The following is a 17,771-nucleotide window of genomic DNA, read 5'->3' as shown; positions in this document are numbered from 1 at the left end:
AAAAAATAATTTCTAAGCCTTAGAAATATCAACAAATCCTTCTCCAAATACATCACGAACATCGTGTATAGCGATGAACGCAGCCGGATCCGTAGTTTGAACAATCCGTTTTAGCTTCACTACTTCTTGCTTATTAATAACAATATAAAGAATTTCCTTCGGCGTTTTCGTGTAATAGCCATGACCTGAGTACACAGTAACCCCTCTGCCCATTAAGGTAGTTACCTTCCCGGCAATTTCATTCGGGTTATCAGAAATAATCGTAATGGCTTTCTTCGGATTTAAACCTTCAATTACAAACTCCATCACTTTCGTTGCTACATATAGCATAATAATTGTTATCATCAGTTTTTCTGCACCAATGATGAAATAAGATGAAAACGCAACAATTAAATCGAAGAACAGTAAACCATAGCTAATGCTCCACCCTAAATACTTATGCGTCATCCTTGCTAAAATCGTAGTACCTGCAGTTGTTCCGCCAACACGAATAATAAGACCAATCCCGCACCCGATAAATATTCCTCCGAAAATGGCATTTACGAGCATTTCATCCGAAGCAATCGTCCAGCCTTCTGTCAAATGAAGAAATAGCGAGTTCGTAACTACAGCGATAATCGTATAAATCGTTGTAATCTTATTTAAAAATTTATAACCGGCTATTAACAAAATCGCATTTAAAATTAAGTTAACTAAGCCCGGTGACCATTCAAATAAATAGTACGTAATAATCGTGATACCTGTTACCCCTCCCTCACCAAACTCATTCGGGATAACAAACAGATTGACACCTAACGCAAAAAGAAATGCACCAATAATAATAAAAATAATGTCTGTCGTTCTTTTTTTCATACAGTACCTCACTTCTTATGTAAATATTTATTCTGTCATAAACTCTCACCATTATATCGTGGAATATTCAAATCGAACAGTGGTTTATTTTTATTTTAATATAGGGTAATAAATCAACTTCATCCTACATCCACAAGTAATTAAAAAAGTAAAACAACTGTATTTATTATGTGCTACAAATAAAGTTTTGATTTCACATGCAATTCACGCTAAAAAATGAATATGAACACTTACTCGCACAAACTTCGAATAAAAAACAAATAGGCGAAGCTATAGAATAGACTTCGCATCAAGCGTGTGAGCACAGAGATTTATATGAATTTTTATATTCATACATTACAGAAATAAATTTACTTATCTTTCTCCATATATTCTTTAATCTTTCGTTCTTCCCACTCTTTTCCGAATATCCCAAATGGAAAAGTTGTCAAACCGTGTATAACGATACCTATCCCCCAACCTCCAAGTGGATATAAAAACCATAATTTGCTTGAATCAGAGCTTATATTTATAAAAAAAAGCATTAAGTTAACTAGTATATAGACCGTTAAATGAATGTAAAAAGCTTTTAAATTCTCCATCCTTTTTTTAGCTCGTAAATAAACCTCATCTCGCTCCATCCTTAAACACCTCTTTCATTATTGTATTTTTTAAACTCGCTCCGATTTAAACATCATATTCTAATCGAAAATCCCTTATTCTCAAAAAAACACAAAATAAAAAATACCCATCAAATTTTCATACATATGATAATTTAATGGGTACTGCATGATACATTTAGTTTTTACATTTATTGTTTGGAGTAAATTGCAAATAACGACTTATACTCGCCTTATTAAGACCAGATCCATACATCCTCATTATTTTCAACGTTGCTCTTTACTTCATGAACTTTTTCGATATGATCCGTTGTGTTGTAGTTAATAGAAATTCCGCCCCAGCCTACATACTTCATATCAATTTTCACTTTCTCACCCATATTAAATACTTGTCCCTTCGTTAAGAAAACATCAATAATAGCTTTCTTTCCATTTACTGATGGATACTGAACAATGACATATTTAGTGGAATCGTCTCCCTCATCGTTCATCGTTCCTACTTTTGATACTTCCCCAATCACATAATCAGGAGAACCGTCTTCTTTCATGTGCATACCTAATTTATTTGACGTATTTTCAACTGTATTTGCAATCATATATTCCGTAAAATTACGCATCATAGATCCAGTAGCTTTTACTTCATCCCCTACTTTCACATTTGAAAATGAATCAATATACACACTAACAGGTTCCTCATATTGCTTAGATTTTACGACAATTACACCGTTATCCACTTCTACTACTCGCCCTTCTAACGTCGAGAAATTCGATTCAATAGAAGCGGCACTCGCTTTTGACAGTTCTAATCCTGGTAAATTCGTTCCTGATAATGCTGCGATCCCTAAAGCACCTGCTAAAATTAATTTTTTCATACCCATATGTAACCTCTCCATTCATGATAATCTTATTTTTTGATTGGATACGACCAACCTGTAATCATTATAGTTACAGATTATAAAGAATAGCAACCATCTTTCTTATGCAATGTTGCATACTGGAATTTTTAAATATAAAGTTTGATAAAAAGATTTATTGTATCTTATTCATATATTCAACAATAGTGTTAGGTTCATAAATAACAGCAGGTGTATTTGTTAATGGTGGCGAAATTAAATGTCATGTACTATGTTCTTCAACTCTACGGTTTGTATAGTCGTAGTTAATTACATTATGTAGGAGCGGAATTAATATGTTAATGAAACCAAAAAGATTACAGCCAGGAGATATTGTGGCGACAGTAAGTTCTTCATGGGGAGGTGCTGGTGATTCTAAGCTAAGATGGCGATATGAGCAAGGAGTAAAAAGATTAGAAGACGTCTTCGGTCTTAAGGTTGTCCCAATGCCAAATAGTTTAAAAGGTAGCGAATACCTTTACAACAACCCTAAGGCTCGTGCAGAAGATTTAATGACAGCATTTAAAGATACTCGTATTAAAGGAATTATTACGAATATTGGCGGTGAAGATAGCATCCGTTTACTTCCTTATATAGATTTTAATGTTATACGCGAAAATCCGAAAATCTTTATGGGCTATTCTGACGATACCGTTTCACATTTGTTTTGTCATAAAGCAGGAATTCCCTCTTTTTACGGTCCAGCAATCTTAACTGATTTTGCCGAAAATGTGGAGATGGATCCATATACAATTGAAATGGTGAATCGAACTCTCTTTTCAAATGAGAATATTGGCGAGATTCAACCAGCTCATGAATGGACGAGTGAGCGTTTAGAATGGATAGAGGCGAATAAGGATCAACGGCGTACGATGCAGCAAAACAATGTATATGAGCTACTTCAAGGCTCTACTACTGTACAAGGGCGTTTAATTGGTGGTTGTATGGAAGTACTGGAATTTGCAAAAGGAACGGAACTTTGGCCTGAGAAAAAACATTGGGAGAATAGTATCCTTTTCTTTGAAACCTCTGAAGATCATCCAGAACCAAGTTATATAAAGTATTGGTTACGAAATTATGCAGCGCAAGGCATTCTACAAAAAGCAAAAGGCATCATTTTTGGTAAACCGAAAGACGAAAAATATTATGAAGAATATAAACACGAAATACTTACAGTTATGAAGGAATATAATTTAGAAGATTTGCCGATTCTTTATAATTTAAATTTTGGCCATACCGAACCGAAGTTTATTTTGCCTTACGGCGCGATGGCAGAAATTGATTGTGAAAATGAGTCTTTCTCTATTTTAGAAAGTGGCGTGGAATAAAGTGAAAAAAGTGTGGGATTTCCCCCACACTTTTTTCACTTGCTTCCTTCCCCTGCTAATTAAAGAATTATCCCAGAAAAACTCCCCTTCATAACTTCCTTTTCAAGTTGATTCCTACATGTAAACATCGCAATAATTTTTGTGCGATTTTTTTCATCAGGTTCAAATTTTTCAATGGTTACGTCACAACGAATCGTATCACCGCTAAAAACAGGACGTAAAAATTCAAAATCCATTTTGCGCGCTAGTACGTTATAATCACCGCCAATTTTTGTAGGCAACGTTGATGTTAAAAGTCCTTGTACAACAAATTTCCCTTGTTCATCTGGTGTAACATGGTGGATCCCCTCATCCTTAGATACTTCTGTAAATAAAACAACATCTTCTTTTGTAAAAGTTCGTTCGAAGGTGATTTTTTCGCCTACTTGTAATTTCATCGATACCCCTCCTCAAAAACACTTTTAAAATAAGAAAAACCGAAATTAAAAATCATTTCGGTTTTCAAAACTGTAGAAGTCTATATTTACTTTAGCGAATGAACAAACAACCCACTGCGCAGTTTCGGTTCAAACCACGTTGATTTTGGCGGCATAACTTCCCCTGCGTCTGCGATTGATAATAAAGCTTCCATTGATGTCGGATATAATGAAAACGCTGCTTTATATTCACCGCTATTTACAAGGCGTTCTAATTCTTCTAATCCGCGGATTCCTCCGACAAAATCGATGCGTGAATCAGATCGCGGATCATGTATTTCAAGTACTTGGCTTAATAAATGATCTTGCAGAATAGATACATCTAAACCTTTAACGAGATCATTCGCATCAAACGTTTCCTCTTTCACAGTGAGCTTATACCACTTCTCGTTTACATACATGCCAAATGATTTTGGTTCATTTGGTTTATACGGAGAACCATTTGCTTCTTCTACATAAAAGTACTGCGTAATTTGCTTTAAAAACTGCTCGACTGATAAACCATTTAAATCTTTCACAACCCGGTTATAGTCCCAAATTGATAATTCATCATGAGGGAATAAAACAGATAGGAAGAAATTGAATTCCTCTTCTCCTGTGTAATTCGGATATTGTTCTCTTCGCATTAGCCCTACTTTTGCAGCTGATGCAGAGCGGTGATGTCCATCTGCAATGTAAAGACTAGGAATATCTTCAAATGCGTTTACTAAATTTGCAATTACTTCTTCATCTGCAATCTTCCACGCAACATGCTCCACACCATCTTCTGCTGTAAATTTATAGATTGGCGCATGTTCTTCTTTCCAGCTTGCAATGAAACGTTTCACTTCTTCTTTTGTACGATACGTTAAAAAGATTGGCCCCGTATTTGCGTCACACACATCTACGTGGCGAATACGATCAAGTTCTTTTTCATGACGCGTTCTTTCATGTTTTTTAATTGTATCATCTTCATACTCGTCAATCGATGTACAAACGACAAGGCCTGACTGCGTTCTTCCTTGCATCGTCAGTTCATAAATGTAAAGCGCTGGCTCCTCATCTTGAACGAACACTTCTTCTTGTATAAATTGCTTTAAATTTTCACCCGCTTTTTCATATACGCGATCATCGTACGGTGAAAGTGCTGGATCTAAATCAATTTCTGCTTTATCAACGTGTAAGAAAGAATATGGATTCCCTTTTACAACTTCTCTTGCCTCTTCACTATTTAATACGTCATACGGTAAAGCTGCTACTTGTGCTGCTTTTCCTTCTACTGGACGAATAGCACGAAACGGTCGGATTTTTGCCAAGTTTCTCTCTCCTTTACACAATCATTCGAACAGCTACAACACCTGTGATTTTGCTTATATTTTCCACAATATTCTCTTTCATTATATCATCAATTCCGTTATCAATATCAATCATTGTGTACGCCCAAGAATGTTTACTACGATTAATCATATCCGCAATATTAATATGATGTTCTGCTAAACGTCCTGTAATTTGTCCTACCATGTTCGGAACGTTTTGATGCATAATTGTAATTCGTTTTTTTCCAATGTACGGAAGCTCTACGTTTGGATAGTTTACTGAATTACGAATATTACCTGTCTCTAAATATTCACGTAATTGACGTGCAGCCATTACTGCACAATTTTCTTCAGATTCAGACGTAGATGCACCGAGATGAGGAGTTGCTGTTACATTTTTCATCTTTATAACATTTTCATTCGGAAAATCCGTTACGTAATGCTGAATAATCTCTTCATCTAACGCTTTTTGAAGAGCTGTTTCATCTACAAGTTCTCCTCTAGAGAAATTGAATAGACGCATTCCTTTTTTCATCGTCTCTATAGCGTGTTCACCAATAATCCCCTTCGTTTGGTTCGTAAGAGGAATATGAAGTGTAATATAATCACACGTTGCAAAGATTTCATCTAAGCTAAACGCTCTTTGTACTTGCGTAGAAAGACGCCATGCTGTTTCAACTGATATATACGGGTCGTAGCCAACAACGTCCATACCTAAAGATAACGCATCGTTCGCAACTAAAGCACCGATTGCGCCAAGACCGATAACACCTAAACGTTTCCCTGCAATTTCTGATCCAACGAATTGCTTCTTCCCTGCTTCAACAAGCTGTGGTACTTCTTCTCCATCCAACTCTTTCGTCCAGCTCACTCCATTTATAATATTACGGGAAGACATAATAAGGCTTGCGATAATAAGTTCCTTCACTGCATTCGCATTAGCCCCTGGCGTATTAAATACTACAATCCCTTTTTCCGTACAACGCTCAACAGGAATATTATTTACACCGGCACCAGCTCTTGCAATCGCCTTTAAATCTTCTGAAAACTCTTCTTCATGTAAAGAATAGCTGCGAAGTAAAATACCATCTGGATGACCTACTTTGTCTCCAATTTCATAGCGATTCCCATCAAAAATTTGCAAACCCTTTTCGGCAATTTGATTTAACGTCTGAACACGAAACATATCCCCATCTCCCTATCTATTTTCAAGCTCAAATTCCTTCATATAGTCTACTAATTCTTGTACACCTTGGGTTGGCATCGCATTGTAAACACTAGCGCGCATACCGCCGACTGAACGATGTCCCTTTAGTGTCACGAAACCGCGCTCTTTCGCTTTTTGTAAAAACTGATTGTTAAGCTCTTCTGACGGTGTTGTAAACGGAATATTCATAAGTGACCGATACGTGGGATCAACTGGTGAAGTAAACAATTTAGATTCATCTAAAAAATTGTAAAGAAGTGAAGATTTCATTCTATTTTGTTCTTCAATCGCAGATACCCCGCCTTGTTCTTTCAACCACTCTAGTACAAGTTTTGCTACATAAATACTAAAGGTTGGCGGTGTATTATATAGGGAGTTATTTTCACTGTAAGTTTCATAGTTTAACATCGTAGGACAAGTACTATTTGCACTGCCAATTAAATCTCTTTTTATAATTACAATCGTTAAACCCGCTGGCCCTAAATTCTTTTGCGCACCCGCATATATGAGACCAAACTTCGTAACATCATATTGTTCTGATAAAATATTTGAGGACATATCCGCAACGAGCGGCACTCTTTCTAAATGTGGAATATCCACATATTTTGTCCCCTCAATTGTATTGTTCGTTGTAATATGTACATAATCTAGTTCTTCATCATTTGGTAAATCATCCATTTTAGGAATCATAGTAAACTTCTCTTTTTCAGAAGAAGCAATCACTTGTACTTCTCCTACTTTTCCGGCTTCTTGCAGCGCCTTTTTAGACCATGAACCTGTCAGTACGTACCCAGCTTTTTTATACGTACTCATTAAATTTAACGGTATCATAGAAAATTGTAATGACGCACCGCCCTGTAAAAATAAAACTTCATACTCATCAGGAATGTTCATTAATTCACGAAGTAAGCTACTTGCTTCATCAATAATACTTTGGAAATAAGAAGATCTATGGCTCATTTCCATAACAGACATGCCTGTCCCGTTATAATTTACAAGCTCCTTTTGCACTTTCTCTAAAACTGGCAAAGGGAGTATAGATGGTCCTGCTGAAAAATTATACACTCTCTCCATCACCCAGATAACCTCCCTATTTCTCATTTTTATTATTTTTTAAACTTTCTGAATTATAACCTATATACAATACACGGTCAATTTGTTTTCCGTTATTACGGTGCAAGACGCAATGGAATCGCTTGCATGTGCACCTTGCTTTTTATAAACATACAAAAAAGTGTTAAGTACATAATCGTACTTAACACTCTAGTAATTAAGTATAATAGCTACTTACTCGTAAAGAACCGATCGAAAATTTGATAAATAGCCGAAAGACCAAAGAGCCAATAAATAGTATCCACAAGCGCCGGCATAGAACCAAACCATTTCTCAACTACATTATAATCTAACGCCACAAACAACCAATTCAAACCGCCAAGAATCACCAAAATTACTGTAAGGTATGACAAAAATTTCATTATGATTGCCCCCTAGGTGATAAGATGGTGAAAGGCCTTTCACTAAAATATATGTAATAGATTCTAAAACTTACCTATTTTATAAAATTTATTTTCGATACCAGCCATTAATAACTGTCTCTGCTTCTTTACTATGTATTTGATATGAATGATTACTATCATTAGATCCGATAAACCAAATTGAAAAACCTTTAAAATATGGCTTCGCTTCTAATACATCTCGGTAAGCACGCCACCCGTTAAGTTGTACATCTTTCGAAAACACATTCGTAACATCTGGGTTCCACGGGCTTTGTAGTCCAAGTTCACGTGCTGGTACATTAAATCCACCAAAATAAACTGGCTTTCCAGTTGTTTTATGTAATGTCTCAAGTTGCTGAACGACATTTTGGCCACGATTGTATACTGTCGTCGCAAATAAGCTTTGTTTTACTTCTTCGTATGATGGATTTCTTTTTCCTGAAACTTCAAACCAACTATCAATACTTACAATGTCCACCTTTTTTAAATACGGACGATTTATTTTCTCTTCAAATTTCGCCTCAAAAGAAGGATCAAAGCTTGCAGTTAACCACCAATTCATTTGATACAAAACATTTCCTTTATACTGCTGGCGAACAAAATTAATCGTATCATTCCAATATCCTTCTGCATATTCCATATTCACGAAATTAGAAGCGATTTTCAGCCCATAAATATTGTACTTACTTGTAATGGAATTAAAAATATCTTGTAAAACAACAGTTTTCCAATTCCAGAAGAAATCGTTAATATTACTAGGGTTCCACTCTGTTTCTCCAATATTTCCTTGCTGAATAAACGGAAACGGCTCCAATATAACTTGTATATTATGCTTTAATAATTCTTGAATTAAAATAATAGCTTGTTTCTTTTGCGCCTGATTAATTACCATATTAGCCGAATTTACATCCGAAATATCTACTTGAATAGGTACATTCACCGTATTTAAATTCAAGCGCTCTACATCTGCTAACACTTTCGCTACATTGCCTACTTCCCATACCGTTACGTTTCCTGATTTTATTTTTCCAGATTGAACAGTATTTACATCCGCCTGTATATTTCCCTGGAAACAAAAAGAAAACAACATGATACACACTCCTAAAATACTTACTAAACTCTTACTTTTCTTCACAAGTTTCCTCCTATAATTTTTGACATACTTGCTTATTCTATACAATGTTTCACATATATTCCACAAGAATATTTAATGAAATTTCATCAATAAAAATGCTATTCACCCTTTATCCATACCTTATTCATACTAACCTCCTAAAAATAGTAAGGTAAATAAAAAAGGAGCGTATTTCCGCTCCTTTTTATCTTTTCACGATTGAAGTTATTGAATTTTTTCTGATAATCTAACCACATCTATCTTTTCGTATAAATAAATTTTTATACTCATAAATGTATCAAAAAATTTTTATCTATATTCGCTTTTTGTTTGTATTACTTTTACATTTACTTCATTCGTATTATTTTCATATCTTTGAATATTCATGATTACACCTCCATTATATTTGTATATAACATCCGCCTAATTATGATATTTGGTAAAATTCACTATTCGAGACGTAATTATTGCAGTAATTACTATAATAATAGCAGTTATCAAGCCAGATTCTCCAATCCAAATCTCAGTTTGATACCCTGTACTTGCACGTGTGAAAGGTCCTTGAATAATGGCATTCCAAGTAGCATGGATGATAACCGAAGGCCAAATGCTACCTGTGATAAGTCGTAAATAAGCTATAATATAACCGAATGGTACAATACAAAGATAGATACCAAGTACTGAAAGAACGACAGATGGTCCCTCTACATATAGACCTGCAATAACTATTGGAACATGCCACGTTGCCCAAATCAATCCACTAATAAGGATGGGCCGTGAAAACTCTGCATCGACTAGCCTTGTGAGCATATAACCTCGCCAACCCATTTCTTCTCCCAAAGCTGGGATTAAGCCAAGCAAACTTCCGAAAATGCCGCTCAATACTACTAGATAAATGAAACTGAATGGTGCCGTTACATACTGAAGTCCAAGCATATTGTAGATTGGTTCTAACATACCACCTTCGGGATGCTGAAACCCCGCAATTCCGCTCAACCAGGCGATAGAATAAGTAATTCCACAAATAATCATAGGGATTAGCAGAGCAAAACCAATCCCCTTCCATATCTTTAAGTTACCGAGACTAAAAGATACATCTTTAAACCCTTCTTTCAGTATTATGCGAGTCAAAATAGAAGATAATGCTGGGGTAAACATATATACCACAATAAGTGGCATACTTTTCGTAATTATTACTACTACATTTAGGATAATTGAAGTAATGATTAAGATACTCAGAAAAAGTTGAAGTCCTATTTTAGCACGTTGGATTTTATCTTTATTGTGGAACGATTTTGCGTGTAATATCATTTTAATCCGCCCTTCCCCTATAATTCACTTGTTTATCGAATATACTTCTTGTCATTTCCACAGACACAACTTAGAATAAAAATATTTTTGTATACAAATTCATTCATCTTTAAAATCCCTCCCAATTTATAATCTAGTCTTACTTACGACTCATCAATGTAATTATTATTTATAAGTTGTCATAGCCGATAGTACAAAAGTGTAATGATTAGTCTATGACCTGTGTCAATTAACCTTATGACAATATGTAACTAGAAAATATGATATGGGATAGATAACAATTGAATTAAGGCAATTGATTCGTGCAAGTACATGAATCAATCTTGCTTTTACAAATAATTCAATTGAGGTGGAAAAAATGAATAAGAAAAGAATAATTGCAATGGTTAGTACAGCTTTATTAGTCACAGGATGTGTAGAAGTAGGAAAGGCTCAAACAGTAGCAGTCGAAAATTCAGGTCAATCAATCCAAAAAAATATAGTTAAATCCATACAATCACAGGCTTACCCATTAAAAACGATAGAGCCGTCAAAATCATTTGAGGATTTAAAACCACTTAAGAAAATGATTGGGAGCGCACAATATGTAGGATTAGGAGAGAATACTCATGGAAGCTCTGAAATTTTTACTATGAAGTTTCGCCTTGTGAAATATTTGGTTACTGAGATGGGTTTTACAAATTTCACAATGGAAGAAGATTGGGGAAACGGCTTAAAACTAAATGAATATATCCAAACAGGAAAAGGAAACCCTAGAGAATTTTTAAACTTGTTATATCCTACTGATGAAATTATAGCCATGATTGACTGGATGAAAGATTATAATGCTAATCCATCCAATAAAAAAAAGATCCAATTTATTGGGCTCGACTTAAAGGAGTTGGACCAAGGTTGCTTTAATAAAGTAATTGATTATGTAAGGCTACATCGACCAGATTTGCTGGCAGAAGTAGAAGAAAATTATAAAGAATTGTCGGCTTTTAATGGAAGTGTAAAGGAATATATGGACCTTGCTCCTGAAATAAAAGAAAAGTTCAAAGCAAACGCTGAGAGAGTAGCCCAATTACTAAAAGATGAGAATGGGCAAGCCAAAACAGAATTAGTTTCACCTGAGTACATCTGGGCGAAAGCAACGGCAAGTGTAATAGAGAAATATACCACAATGCTAATTCCTAACGACTATCCAAGTGTGTTAAAGCTACATGAGCAATACTTGACCGATCATGCAATGTGGGCACAAGAGACATTGGGTGGTAAAACGATGGTATGGGGACACAATATTCATATAGCTAAAGGAATTATCGATGAGAAGTTATACCCTTATGTTGCGGGGCAGTATTTGAAGGAACGTTTAGACAATAATTATGTCACAATTGGCAGTACAACTACGGAGGGGAATTTCACCTTATACAACGACACAGGAGATAAGATTAAAACGGATCCGATTCCACAAGATGTAAATAGTTTCAATTATACTCTCGGAAAAGTACCATATAAAATGTTTTTATTGGATAACCGTCACCTTAAAGGACCAGCAGAGAAATGGGTTAAAGCAAAAAGACCATTACTAAGTGTAGGAGCACGACTCTTACCGAACGAATCGGCATACTTTGATACGTCATTGCTTGAGCAATTTGATATTATTTTTCATATTCGAAAAACAAGTCCATCTCATATTAAATAAAGTGAAACTTTAATCAGTGGGGATTTTCTTCATCCCCCACTGATTATTAGTTGAACCAATCGGACTTTTATGGGCAGTTGATCCCCCACCTAAATTCTTTGCTTTCGCTGCATTTTGAGGTGGGGGTCTTACTGCCCATTAAAGTGGGATAAAAGTACAAAACAATCCCTTCTCGCATCTGCAAGAACGGGATTGTTTTATGGAGATTAATATAAGCATCTTTTTTAACCAGAAGTAGGTTACTCTCCCCTTTTTAGCATCATTTAGAAATGTCATATGACACTTTTACACTAGTGAGAATGACAAAAAAAGCAGTACAATTCGGTTATTACATAGATAGGAGCGATGAACTTTATGAAATCAGGATTCATCCAGAATGGTTATTTTTTATTGCTAACTTTCGTTACAGGATTGTTTTATTTTTGTTTTTATCTAATAGCTCTGCTATTCAGCTTCACCCTTTCATTTACGGTAATTGGGATTCCACTAGTTATACGCGTACTACAGACTACTACACCTTTTATCCAATTCGAGCGCATACAGACGAAAATTTATACAGATATTTCAACAGACTCTTATGATAGAAGTATAACAATAGATACATCGAACTGGACTCAGGTGAAATTAGTGCTTACAGATCGTCGTACTTGGTCTGCTGTCTTTTGGTTAATGCAGAAATTAGTGATTGGCATTTGCAGTCTCATTAGTGCAATCATTTTTTATGTAATGCCACTTATGTTGCTGTTGGCACCACTACTGTATCAATACATCGAAATGAATATTATATTCATACAGATAGATACTTTTGCCAAGTCCCTCTTTGTAATGTTTATGGGTATAGTATTTACCGCCATAAGTATTAGAATAGTAGATGGTTTGACAAAGAAACTTGGGGGCTATACACGTAGCATGATTCGGCAACTAAATCGATAGAAGTCTGCAATTTGTGCATAGTATCGCAGTTTTAAATTTAAAAGTATAATAGGCATGAAGGATTAAATTATAATATATGAAGTAAAAAGGTAGGCTACTTAGGGGGTAAATGACTTGTTAGATATGGTTAAGTATTGGTTTTGGTACGATTGGATTATGTTAGGGATACGTCTACTTACTAGTGTGTCTATCATCCTAGCTACATTAAGTTTTCAGGATGGGTTAACATTGCCACTTTGGATTATTATTCTTTGGGAGGTTGTTGCCTTCTCAATTCCATGGGTAGCCTTACTGTTCAATTACAAATATTACTTGTTCACAGAAATACTGCTATATGGTGGACAATGTATATATTTAACCTCATTATTTCCGGAAGCTTACAACATATTTCTTATATCAGTGTTTCTAATTGCTGTAAATAGTAAGCATTTGTCCTATTATTGGACAGCTCCAACAACAGTTTTTATAACAACTGGAATTTTCTATGCTGTTGCGCCAAGTAATAGCTATTGGACTATGGTCACCTACTATGGATTCGCTTATGTAATGGGATTCGCTTTTCATTTATTAATCGCCAATCATAAGCAAAATGAAGTAATTCGTAAACAAAACGCGGTACTTGAGCAATATATGTCTCAGATTGAACGCATTACACTGGCAGAAGAACGGAACAGGCTGTCGAGCGAGCTTCATGATACAGTTGGTCACGCTTATACTTCTATTATTATGGGGATGGAAACGTTGCGTACCGAACTTGCTACTGAGATGGGTATACAGAGGCTAGATTCTCTGCTTGAAATGGGACGTAAAAGTATTGAGGACGTGAGAGGTTACCTACATCAAATGGATTCTCCGTGTCAATCCCCTTCCTTGATTCAATCTCTACAAAATCTTGGAGCCGAATTTCAGGAGCACGCTCAGGTAAATGTAAGTTTTAGGACATTCGGAGAGGAATATCAACTATCTCGGCAAGCGAAGATCGCATTCATTCGTTGCTTACAAGAGTCCCTTACGAATGCAGTACGTCATGGCCAGGGGACTGAAATTATAGTTTCATTGCAGTTTGAACAACAATATACGAGGTTAGAAGTTCAAGATAATGGAAAAGGAAATGTAGAATGGCAGGAAGGCTTCGGTATGAATGCGATGAAAGAACGGGCAATGAATTTGCAAGGTCAATTGTCTGTATATACAAAGCCAGAGGAAGGAATGCTTGTTACATGTACCATACCGCGACAAACTGAAATAAAAGATGGACTTATTCGTTTGTTAATTGTAGATGATCAGCCATTTGTTCGGGAAAGTTTGAGGACACTACTCGATAGATATGAAGATTTAAATGTAGTCGGTTTGGCTGAGGATGGCAATCAAGCCATCGATTTGTGTGGGCGCCTTCAACCCCATGTTATACTTATGGATTTAGATATGCAGCACATGGATGGAGTCGAAGCAACCAAAAAGATTAAGCAACAATGGCCACATATCCGCGTATTGATTTTTACAACTTTTCAAGATACCGAACAGGCGTTGGAATCGCTTCGCAACGGTGCGGATGGGTTTTTACTCAAATCTATTGAAACGTTGGAGCTAGCTAATACGATCCGACTTATTCACAAAGGTGGGACACTGATTGATCAGGGAATGTCTCACAAAATATTTGAGAAGTTTGATGAGCAAAAAGAGACACCTCAATCAAAAGCAACCGCCTATGAGCTAACAGCTAGGGAGATAGAAATATTGCAGCTAGTAGCAAAAGGACTTCGATACACTACCATAGCATCAAGGTTATATTTATCGAATGGTACGGTCAGAAACTATGCTTCCACAGCTTATACAAAGTTAGGGGTCCGTAACAAAGAAGAAGCTGTTCAAAAGGCTCTAGAAATTGGAATTATTGAATAATAAAATGTTATGCGGTATATAAAAATGAGCAACAAAGAAAAAGAACGCTTTGTGTGGTTTCTTTTGTAACAGAGTAAATAAGCCCCGTTATCGTATAAGTAAATGTTAAAACACTTACTGTTTTGTCATAATAAAATCATTGAATCTTATTCTCTAAAATACAAAAGCCTACTATCAATTTAACTGATAGTAGGCTTTTAAAATGATTTAAGAACTGGGTTATGTTCTAATTTAACAGTTTTCATCAGTGGAAATATTATCACTTCGGCTGTAAAGTTAACACTTTCCCTTCTATTCCCTCCATATTCAGTGTAGTCGTATGATACGTTCCGTTTACCCAATCATCTATTTGATCATGATACCAATCGCTTCTAAAGTTTCCTGATTGTCCTGGCCCTACGATATGATAACCGTTTGACATATCTTTCGTATCAATGACAAATCGCCAAGAAGCTCCGTGATTTACAATACCGTTATCTCCATAACTCGCTGCTTGAACGGTAACTTGGCTTCCGCCAATTGGAACTGGTTTCTCACGATTAAATGCAAGTAATGCTAACATACTAGATGATCTCGAAATTGGATGTGTAAAAGCAAGTTGATGGTAATCGCCCCACTTCCACTCTGCAACATTCGGTCCATATTCCTTCTGTAATTTTTTCATTACATTCTCGTACGATGTATGCACAACTTTCGTGAACCCTCCGTACTTCGTAAACCAAGCGCTATTTTCTCCTGCTACTTCTTTTCGAATCAATTCATCAACTACTTGTGACTTCCCTTCAAATAACTCCATCACATCTTTCGGTATTTCTTTTGAAAATAGCGTATTCGAAATCTCTTTCATTAACAAATGGAATATTAATGGTGCAGCTTCATCTTTACTATCGTAAAAATTCCACTTTGTTAATTGTTTTACGCCTTCTTTCTCTACTTCATTTAAAGATACTTTATTTAACTCTTTTAAAAATATAGGAGCAAATTCTTTCCCGTATAAATTTTTTTGATCCATCTGTAACTCTTCTAAATCTTTTACCGTATACTTATCCTTCTCTTGCAAAAACTCTTGAATACGCATTTTCCTGTAGGGTTGCGCCCACGTATTACTGATATGGTACGGATAATTATCATCAACAATTTTATTATTTGCAGTTGAAATAAACCCTTGTTTTGGATTTATTACTTTCGGTAGCTGATCAAACGGAATATACCCTTCCCATTCATATTCATCTGTCCATCCTGGCACTGGCAAACTACCATCACCTTTTTTACGTATCGGTATATTTCCATTCGCTTTGTAAGCAATGGTTCCATCATTTGATGCAAACACAAAGTTTTGAGTTGGTGTATGAAAATCTTGAAGAGCCGTTTCAAACTCATTCCAATCTTTCGCCTTATTCATATTTAATACAGCCTTTAATTCAGCGGAAGGCTCCAAAGCAGTCCATTTCAAAGCGAATACTGTTTTTGTTTTCTCTTTTCCTTTATCCGCAAACTCTGAAATAACTGGACCATGCCTCGTAACCGTAACGTTATACGGAATTGTTTTCCCGCCTTTTACTTTAATAGATTCATCAACAACCGTAGCCTTTTCCCATTTATCGTTATACAAAAATTCATTTTCATTATTAGGATTTTGCTTCTCAATATATAAATCTTGCACATCAGGACCTGTATTCGTAACGCCCCATGCTATTTTGTCATTGTGTCCTAATATAACGCCTGGTACTCCTGCGAAAATAACGCCACTCACATGTAAATCTTTCATTTCAAGTTGCGATTGATACCAAATAGAAGGTGTCGCAAGAGATAAATGAGGATCATCCGCTAAAATTGGCTTACCAGATACACTCTTTTCACCACTCACAACCCAGTTATTACTACCGTTAAACTCTGGTGGAATAACTGTCTTTGAAAAACTTTGTGCTACATCCACATTTGTATTTTTCAATTCAGCTAGCAATCTAGGCGCATCTTTCGGATATGTAGGAAATAACTCATTTGCTTGCTCTTCCGGAAGATTTTTCAACGCCCAATATCGAAATGCTTGTCCGTGCCAATGTCCTCCTAAATCAAACGCCATATACTTTCCAATCGTTAAAGAGTCCACAATTGACCATTCAGCAGGTTCATAACCTAATAGAGTAAACTCCACTGGCAATTTCTTTTCGGCCTTCGCTTCACGTATAAAAGTATTCACCCCATCCGCGAATGACTGCAGGGCATATTTCGCTTCCCCGTCATATTGACTAACAGATGCTTCTGCCGCTCGCCGTAAACCGAGCGTTCGAAACAATTTATCTCGATCAACAGCTGCTTCCCCTACAACTTCACTTAACATACCAGAAGCTTGTCTTCTACTTAAATCCATTTGAAACAAACGATCTTGCGCTTGTACATACCCTTGCGAGAAATATAAATCATGCGCATTTTCCGCTTTAATATGTGGTACACCTTTACTATCTCGTTTCACCGCAACAGCATGTTGTAAATCCTCAAGTTTTATCGTTCCATCTATCTTTGGCATAGATCTCAACGTATATATGTTCAAAAAAATCATAGCGCAAATAAACAAAAAAAGAACGATACTACTAGACCAAATAAAAATTCTTTTTCCCCTATTTCGTTTCTTTTTTATGACGACTTCCATACAATCCCTCCTCTCTCAATCTATTCGCTTC

At 35.9% G+C, this 17,771-nt stretch carries 15 protein-coding genes; 4 read left to right on the top strand and 11 right to left on the bottom strand.

Translation table 11 applies throughout. The features are described 5' to 3' along the window. Nucleotides 1-12 precede the first annotated feature (12 nt). The 3 genes from MR155_RS21330 to MR155_RS21320 all read right to left on the bottom strand — a co-directional run bounded on the left by MR155_RS21330 (nt 13) and on the right by MR155_RS21320 (nt 2,329). Entirely contained in the window at nt 13-852 is an 840-nt protein-coding gene (locus MR155_RS21330) for a YitT family protein (RefSeq protein WP_000747487.1), read from the bottom strand. A 350-nt stretch (nt 853-1,202) separates the two neighbouring features. Further along, on the bottom strand, nt 1,203-1,472 hold the full coding sequence (locus tag MR155_RS21325; RefSeq protein WP_002128109.1) for a 2TM domain-containing protein: 270 nt from the start codon (nt 1,470-1,472) through the stop codon (nt 1,203-1,205). Nucleotides 1,473-1,687: 215 nt separating this feature from the next. Then, a complete protein-coding gene (locus MR155_RS21320) occupies nt 1,688-2,329 on the bottom strand; it encodes a hypothetical protein (RefSeq protein ID WP_242311023.1) in 642 nt (213 codons plus the stop codon). A gap of 311 nt (nt 2,330-2,640) precedes the next feature. Here MR155_RS21320 and MR155_RS21315 point away from each other — a divergent pair, with 311 nt between their 5' ends. Continuing rightward, on the top strand, nt 2,641-3,672 hold the full coding sequence (locus tag MR155_RS21315; RefSeq protein WP_242311022.1) for a S66 family peptidase: 1,032 nt from the start codon (nt 2,641-2,643) through the stop codon (nt 3,670-3,672). A 59-nt stretch (nt 3,673-3,731) separates the two neighbouring features. Here the strand turns inward: MR155_RS21315 and MR155_RS21310 are convergent, their stop codons facing one another. The 7 genes from MR155_RS21310 to MR155_RS21280 form a co-directional block, all read right to left on the bottom strand. After that, the gene (locus tag MR155_RS21310) at nt 3,732-4,109 is read right to left on the bottom strand and encodes a hotdog family protein (RefSeq protein ID WP_242311021.1); all 378 of its coding nucleotides are present in this window, start codon (nt 4,107-4,109) and stop codon (nt 3,732-3,734) included. Nucleotides 4,110-4,195: 86 nt separating this feature from the next. Next, entirely contained in the window at nt 4,196-5,443 is a 1,248-nt protein-coding gene (locus MR155_RS21305; RefSeq protein ID WP_242311020.1) for a DUF1015 domain-containing protein, read from the bottom strand. A gap of 13 nt (nt 5,444-5,456) precedes the next feature. After that, nucleotides 5,457-6,629: a 3-phosphoglycerate dehydrogenase family protein gene (locus MR155_RS21300; protein ID WP_242311019.1), complete on the bottom strand. Its 1,173-nt coding sequence runs from the start codon at nt 6,627-6,629 to the stop codon at nt 5,457-5,459. A 12-nt stretch (nt 6,630-6,641) separates the two neighbouring features. Further along, entirely contained in the window at nt 6,642-7,724 is a 1,083-nt protein-coding gene (gene serC / locus MR155_RS21295) for a 3-phosphoserine/phosphohydroxythreonine transaminase (RefSeq protein WP_242311018.1), read from the bottom strand. 209 nt (nt 7,725-7,933) lie between these two features. Next, nucleotides 7,934-8,125 carry a DUF378 domain-containing protein gene (locus MR155_RS21290; RefSeq protein ID WP_002084566.1) on the bottom strand — a complete coding sequence of 64 codons (192 nt, stop codon included), beginning with the start codon at nt 8,123-8,125 and terminating at the stop codon, nt 7,934-7,936. 88 nt (nt 8,126-8,213) lie between these two features. Further along, nucleotides 8,214-9,281 carry a glycoside hydrolase family 113 gene (locus tag MR155_RS21285; RefSeq protein WP_396027176.1) on the bottom strand — a complete coding sequence of 356 codons (1,068 nt, stop codon included), beginning with the start codon at nt 9,279-9,281 and terminating at the stop codon, nt 8,214-8,216. A gap of 402 nt (nt 9,282-9,683) precedes the next feature. Then, nucleotides 9,684-10,571, bottom strand: coding sequence for a CPBP family intramembrane glutamic endopeptidase (locus MR155_RS21280; protein WP_219303094.1), 888 nt, complete (start codon nt 10,569-10,571; stop codon nt 9,684-9,686). Nucleotides 10,572-10,929: 358 nt separating this feature from the next. Between MR155_RS21280 and MR155_RS21275 the strand changes: the two genes are divergently transcribed. From MR155_RS21275 to MR155_RS21260, 3 genes are all read left to right on the top strand, one after another. Beyond that, the gene (locus tag MR155_RS21275; protein WP_219303096.1) at nt 10,930-12,255 is read left to right on the top strand and encodes an erythromycin esterase family protein; all 1,326 of its coding nucleotides are present in this window, start codon (nt 10,930-10,932) and stop codon (nt 12,253-12,255) included. Between the two features lie 354 nt (nt 12,256-12,609). Beyond that, the gene (locus MR155_RS21265; RefSeq protein WP_219303097.1) at nt 12,610-13,188 is read left to right on the top strand and encodes a sensor domain-containing protein; all 579 of its coding nucleotides are present in this window, start codon (nt 12,610-12,612) and stop codon (nt 13,186-13,188) included. Between the two features lie 114 nt (nt 13,189-13,302). Continuing rightward, nucleotides 13,303-15,090: a helix-turn-helix transcriptional regulator gene (locus MR155_RS21260; RefSeq protein WP_242311017.1), complete on the top strand. Its 1,788-nt coding sequence runs from the start codon at nt 13,303-13,305 to the stop codon at nt 15,088-15,090. Nucleotides 15,091-15,349: 259 nt separating this feature from the next. Here MR155_RS21260 and MR155_RS21255 read toward each other — a convergent pair whose 3' ends face one another. Further along, the gene (locus MR155_RS21255) at nt 15,350-17,740 is read right to left on the bottom strand and encodes a penicillin acylase family protein (RefSeq protein WP_242311016.1); all 2,391 of its coding nucleotides are present in this window, start codon (nt 17,738-17,740) and stop codon (nt 15,350-15,352) included. Nucleotides 17,741-17,771 lie beyond the last annotated feature (31 nt).

Source organism: Bacillus cereus group sp. BfR-BA-01331 (assembly GCF_022663915.1).
Taxonomy (GTDB): Bacteria; Bacillota; Bacilli; order Bacillales; family Bacillaceae_G; genus Bacillus_A; species Bacillus_A mycoides.
This window is presented reverse-complemented; position numbering and strand designations above follow the sequence as displayed.

Bases quoted from the DNA above. Each gene is read 5' to 3' on its own strand.
- MR155_RS21265 (WP_219303097.1), top strand. From the start codon at position 12,610: ATGAAATCAGGATTCATCCAGAATGGTTATTTTTTATTGCTAACTTTC.
- MR155_RS21330 (WP_000747487.1), bottom strand. From the start codon at position 852: ATGAAAAAAAGAACGACAGACATTATTTTTATTATTATTGGTGCATTT.
- MR155_RS21320 (WP_242311023.1), bottom strand. From the start codon at position 2,329: ATGGGTATGAAAAAATTAATTTTAGCAGGTGCTTTAGGGATCGCAGCA.
- serC (WP_242311018.1), bottom strand. From the start codon at position 7,724: ATGGAGAGAGTGTATAATTTTTCAGCAGGACCATCTATACTCCCTTTG.
- MR155_RS21315 (WP_242311022.1), top strand. From the start codon at position 2,641: ATGTTAATGAAACCAAAAAGATTACAGCCAGGAGATATTGTGGCGACA.
- MR155_RS21325 (WP_002128109.1), bottom strand. From the start codon at position 1,472: ATGGAGCGAGATGAGGTTTATTTACGAGCTAAAAAAAGGATGGAGAAT.
- MR155_RS21290 (WP_002084566.1), bottom strand. From the start codon at position 8,125: ATGAAATTTTTGTCATACCTTACAGTAATTTTGGTGATTCTTGGCGGT.
- MR155_RS21280 (WP_219303094.1), bottom strand. From the start codon at position 10,571: ATGATATTACACGCAAAATCGTTCCACAATAAAGATAAAATCCAACGT.
- MR155_RS21275 (WP_219303096.1), top strand. From the start codon at position 10,930: ATGAATAAGAAAAGAATAATTGCAATGGTTAGTACAGCTTTATTAGTC.
- MR155_RS21255 (WP_242311016.1), bottom strand. From the start codon at position 17,740: ATGGAAGTCGTCATAAAAAAGAAACGAAATAGGGGAAAAAGAATTTTT.
- MR155_RS21310 (WP_242311021.1), bottom strand. From the start codon at position 4,109: ATGAAATTACAAGTAGGCGAAAAAATCACCTTCGAACGAACTTTTACA.
- MR155_RS21300 (WP_242311019.1), bottom strand. From the start codon at position 6,629: ATGTTTCGTGTTCAGACGTTAAATCAAATTGCCGAAAAGGGTTTGCAA.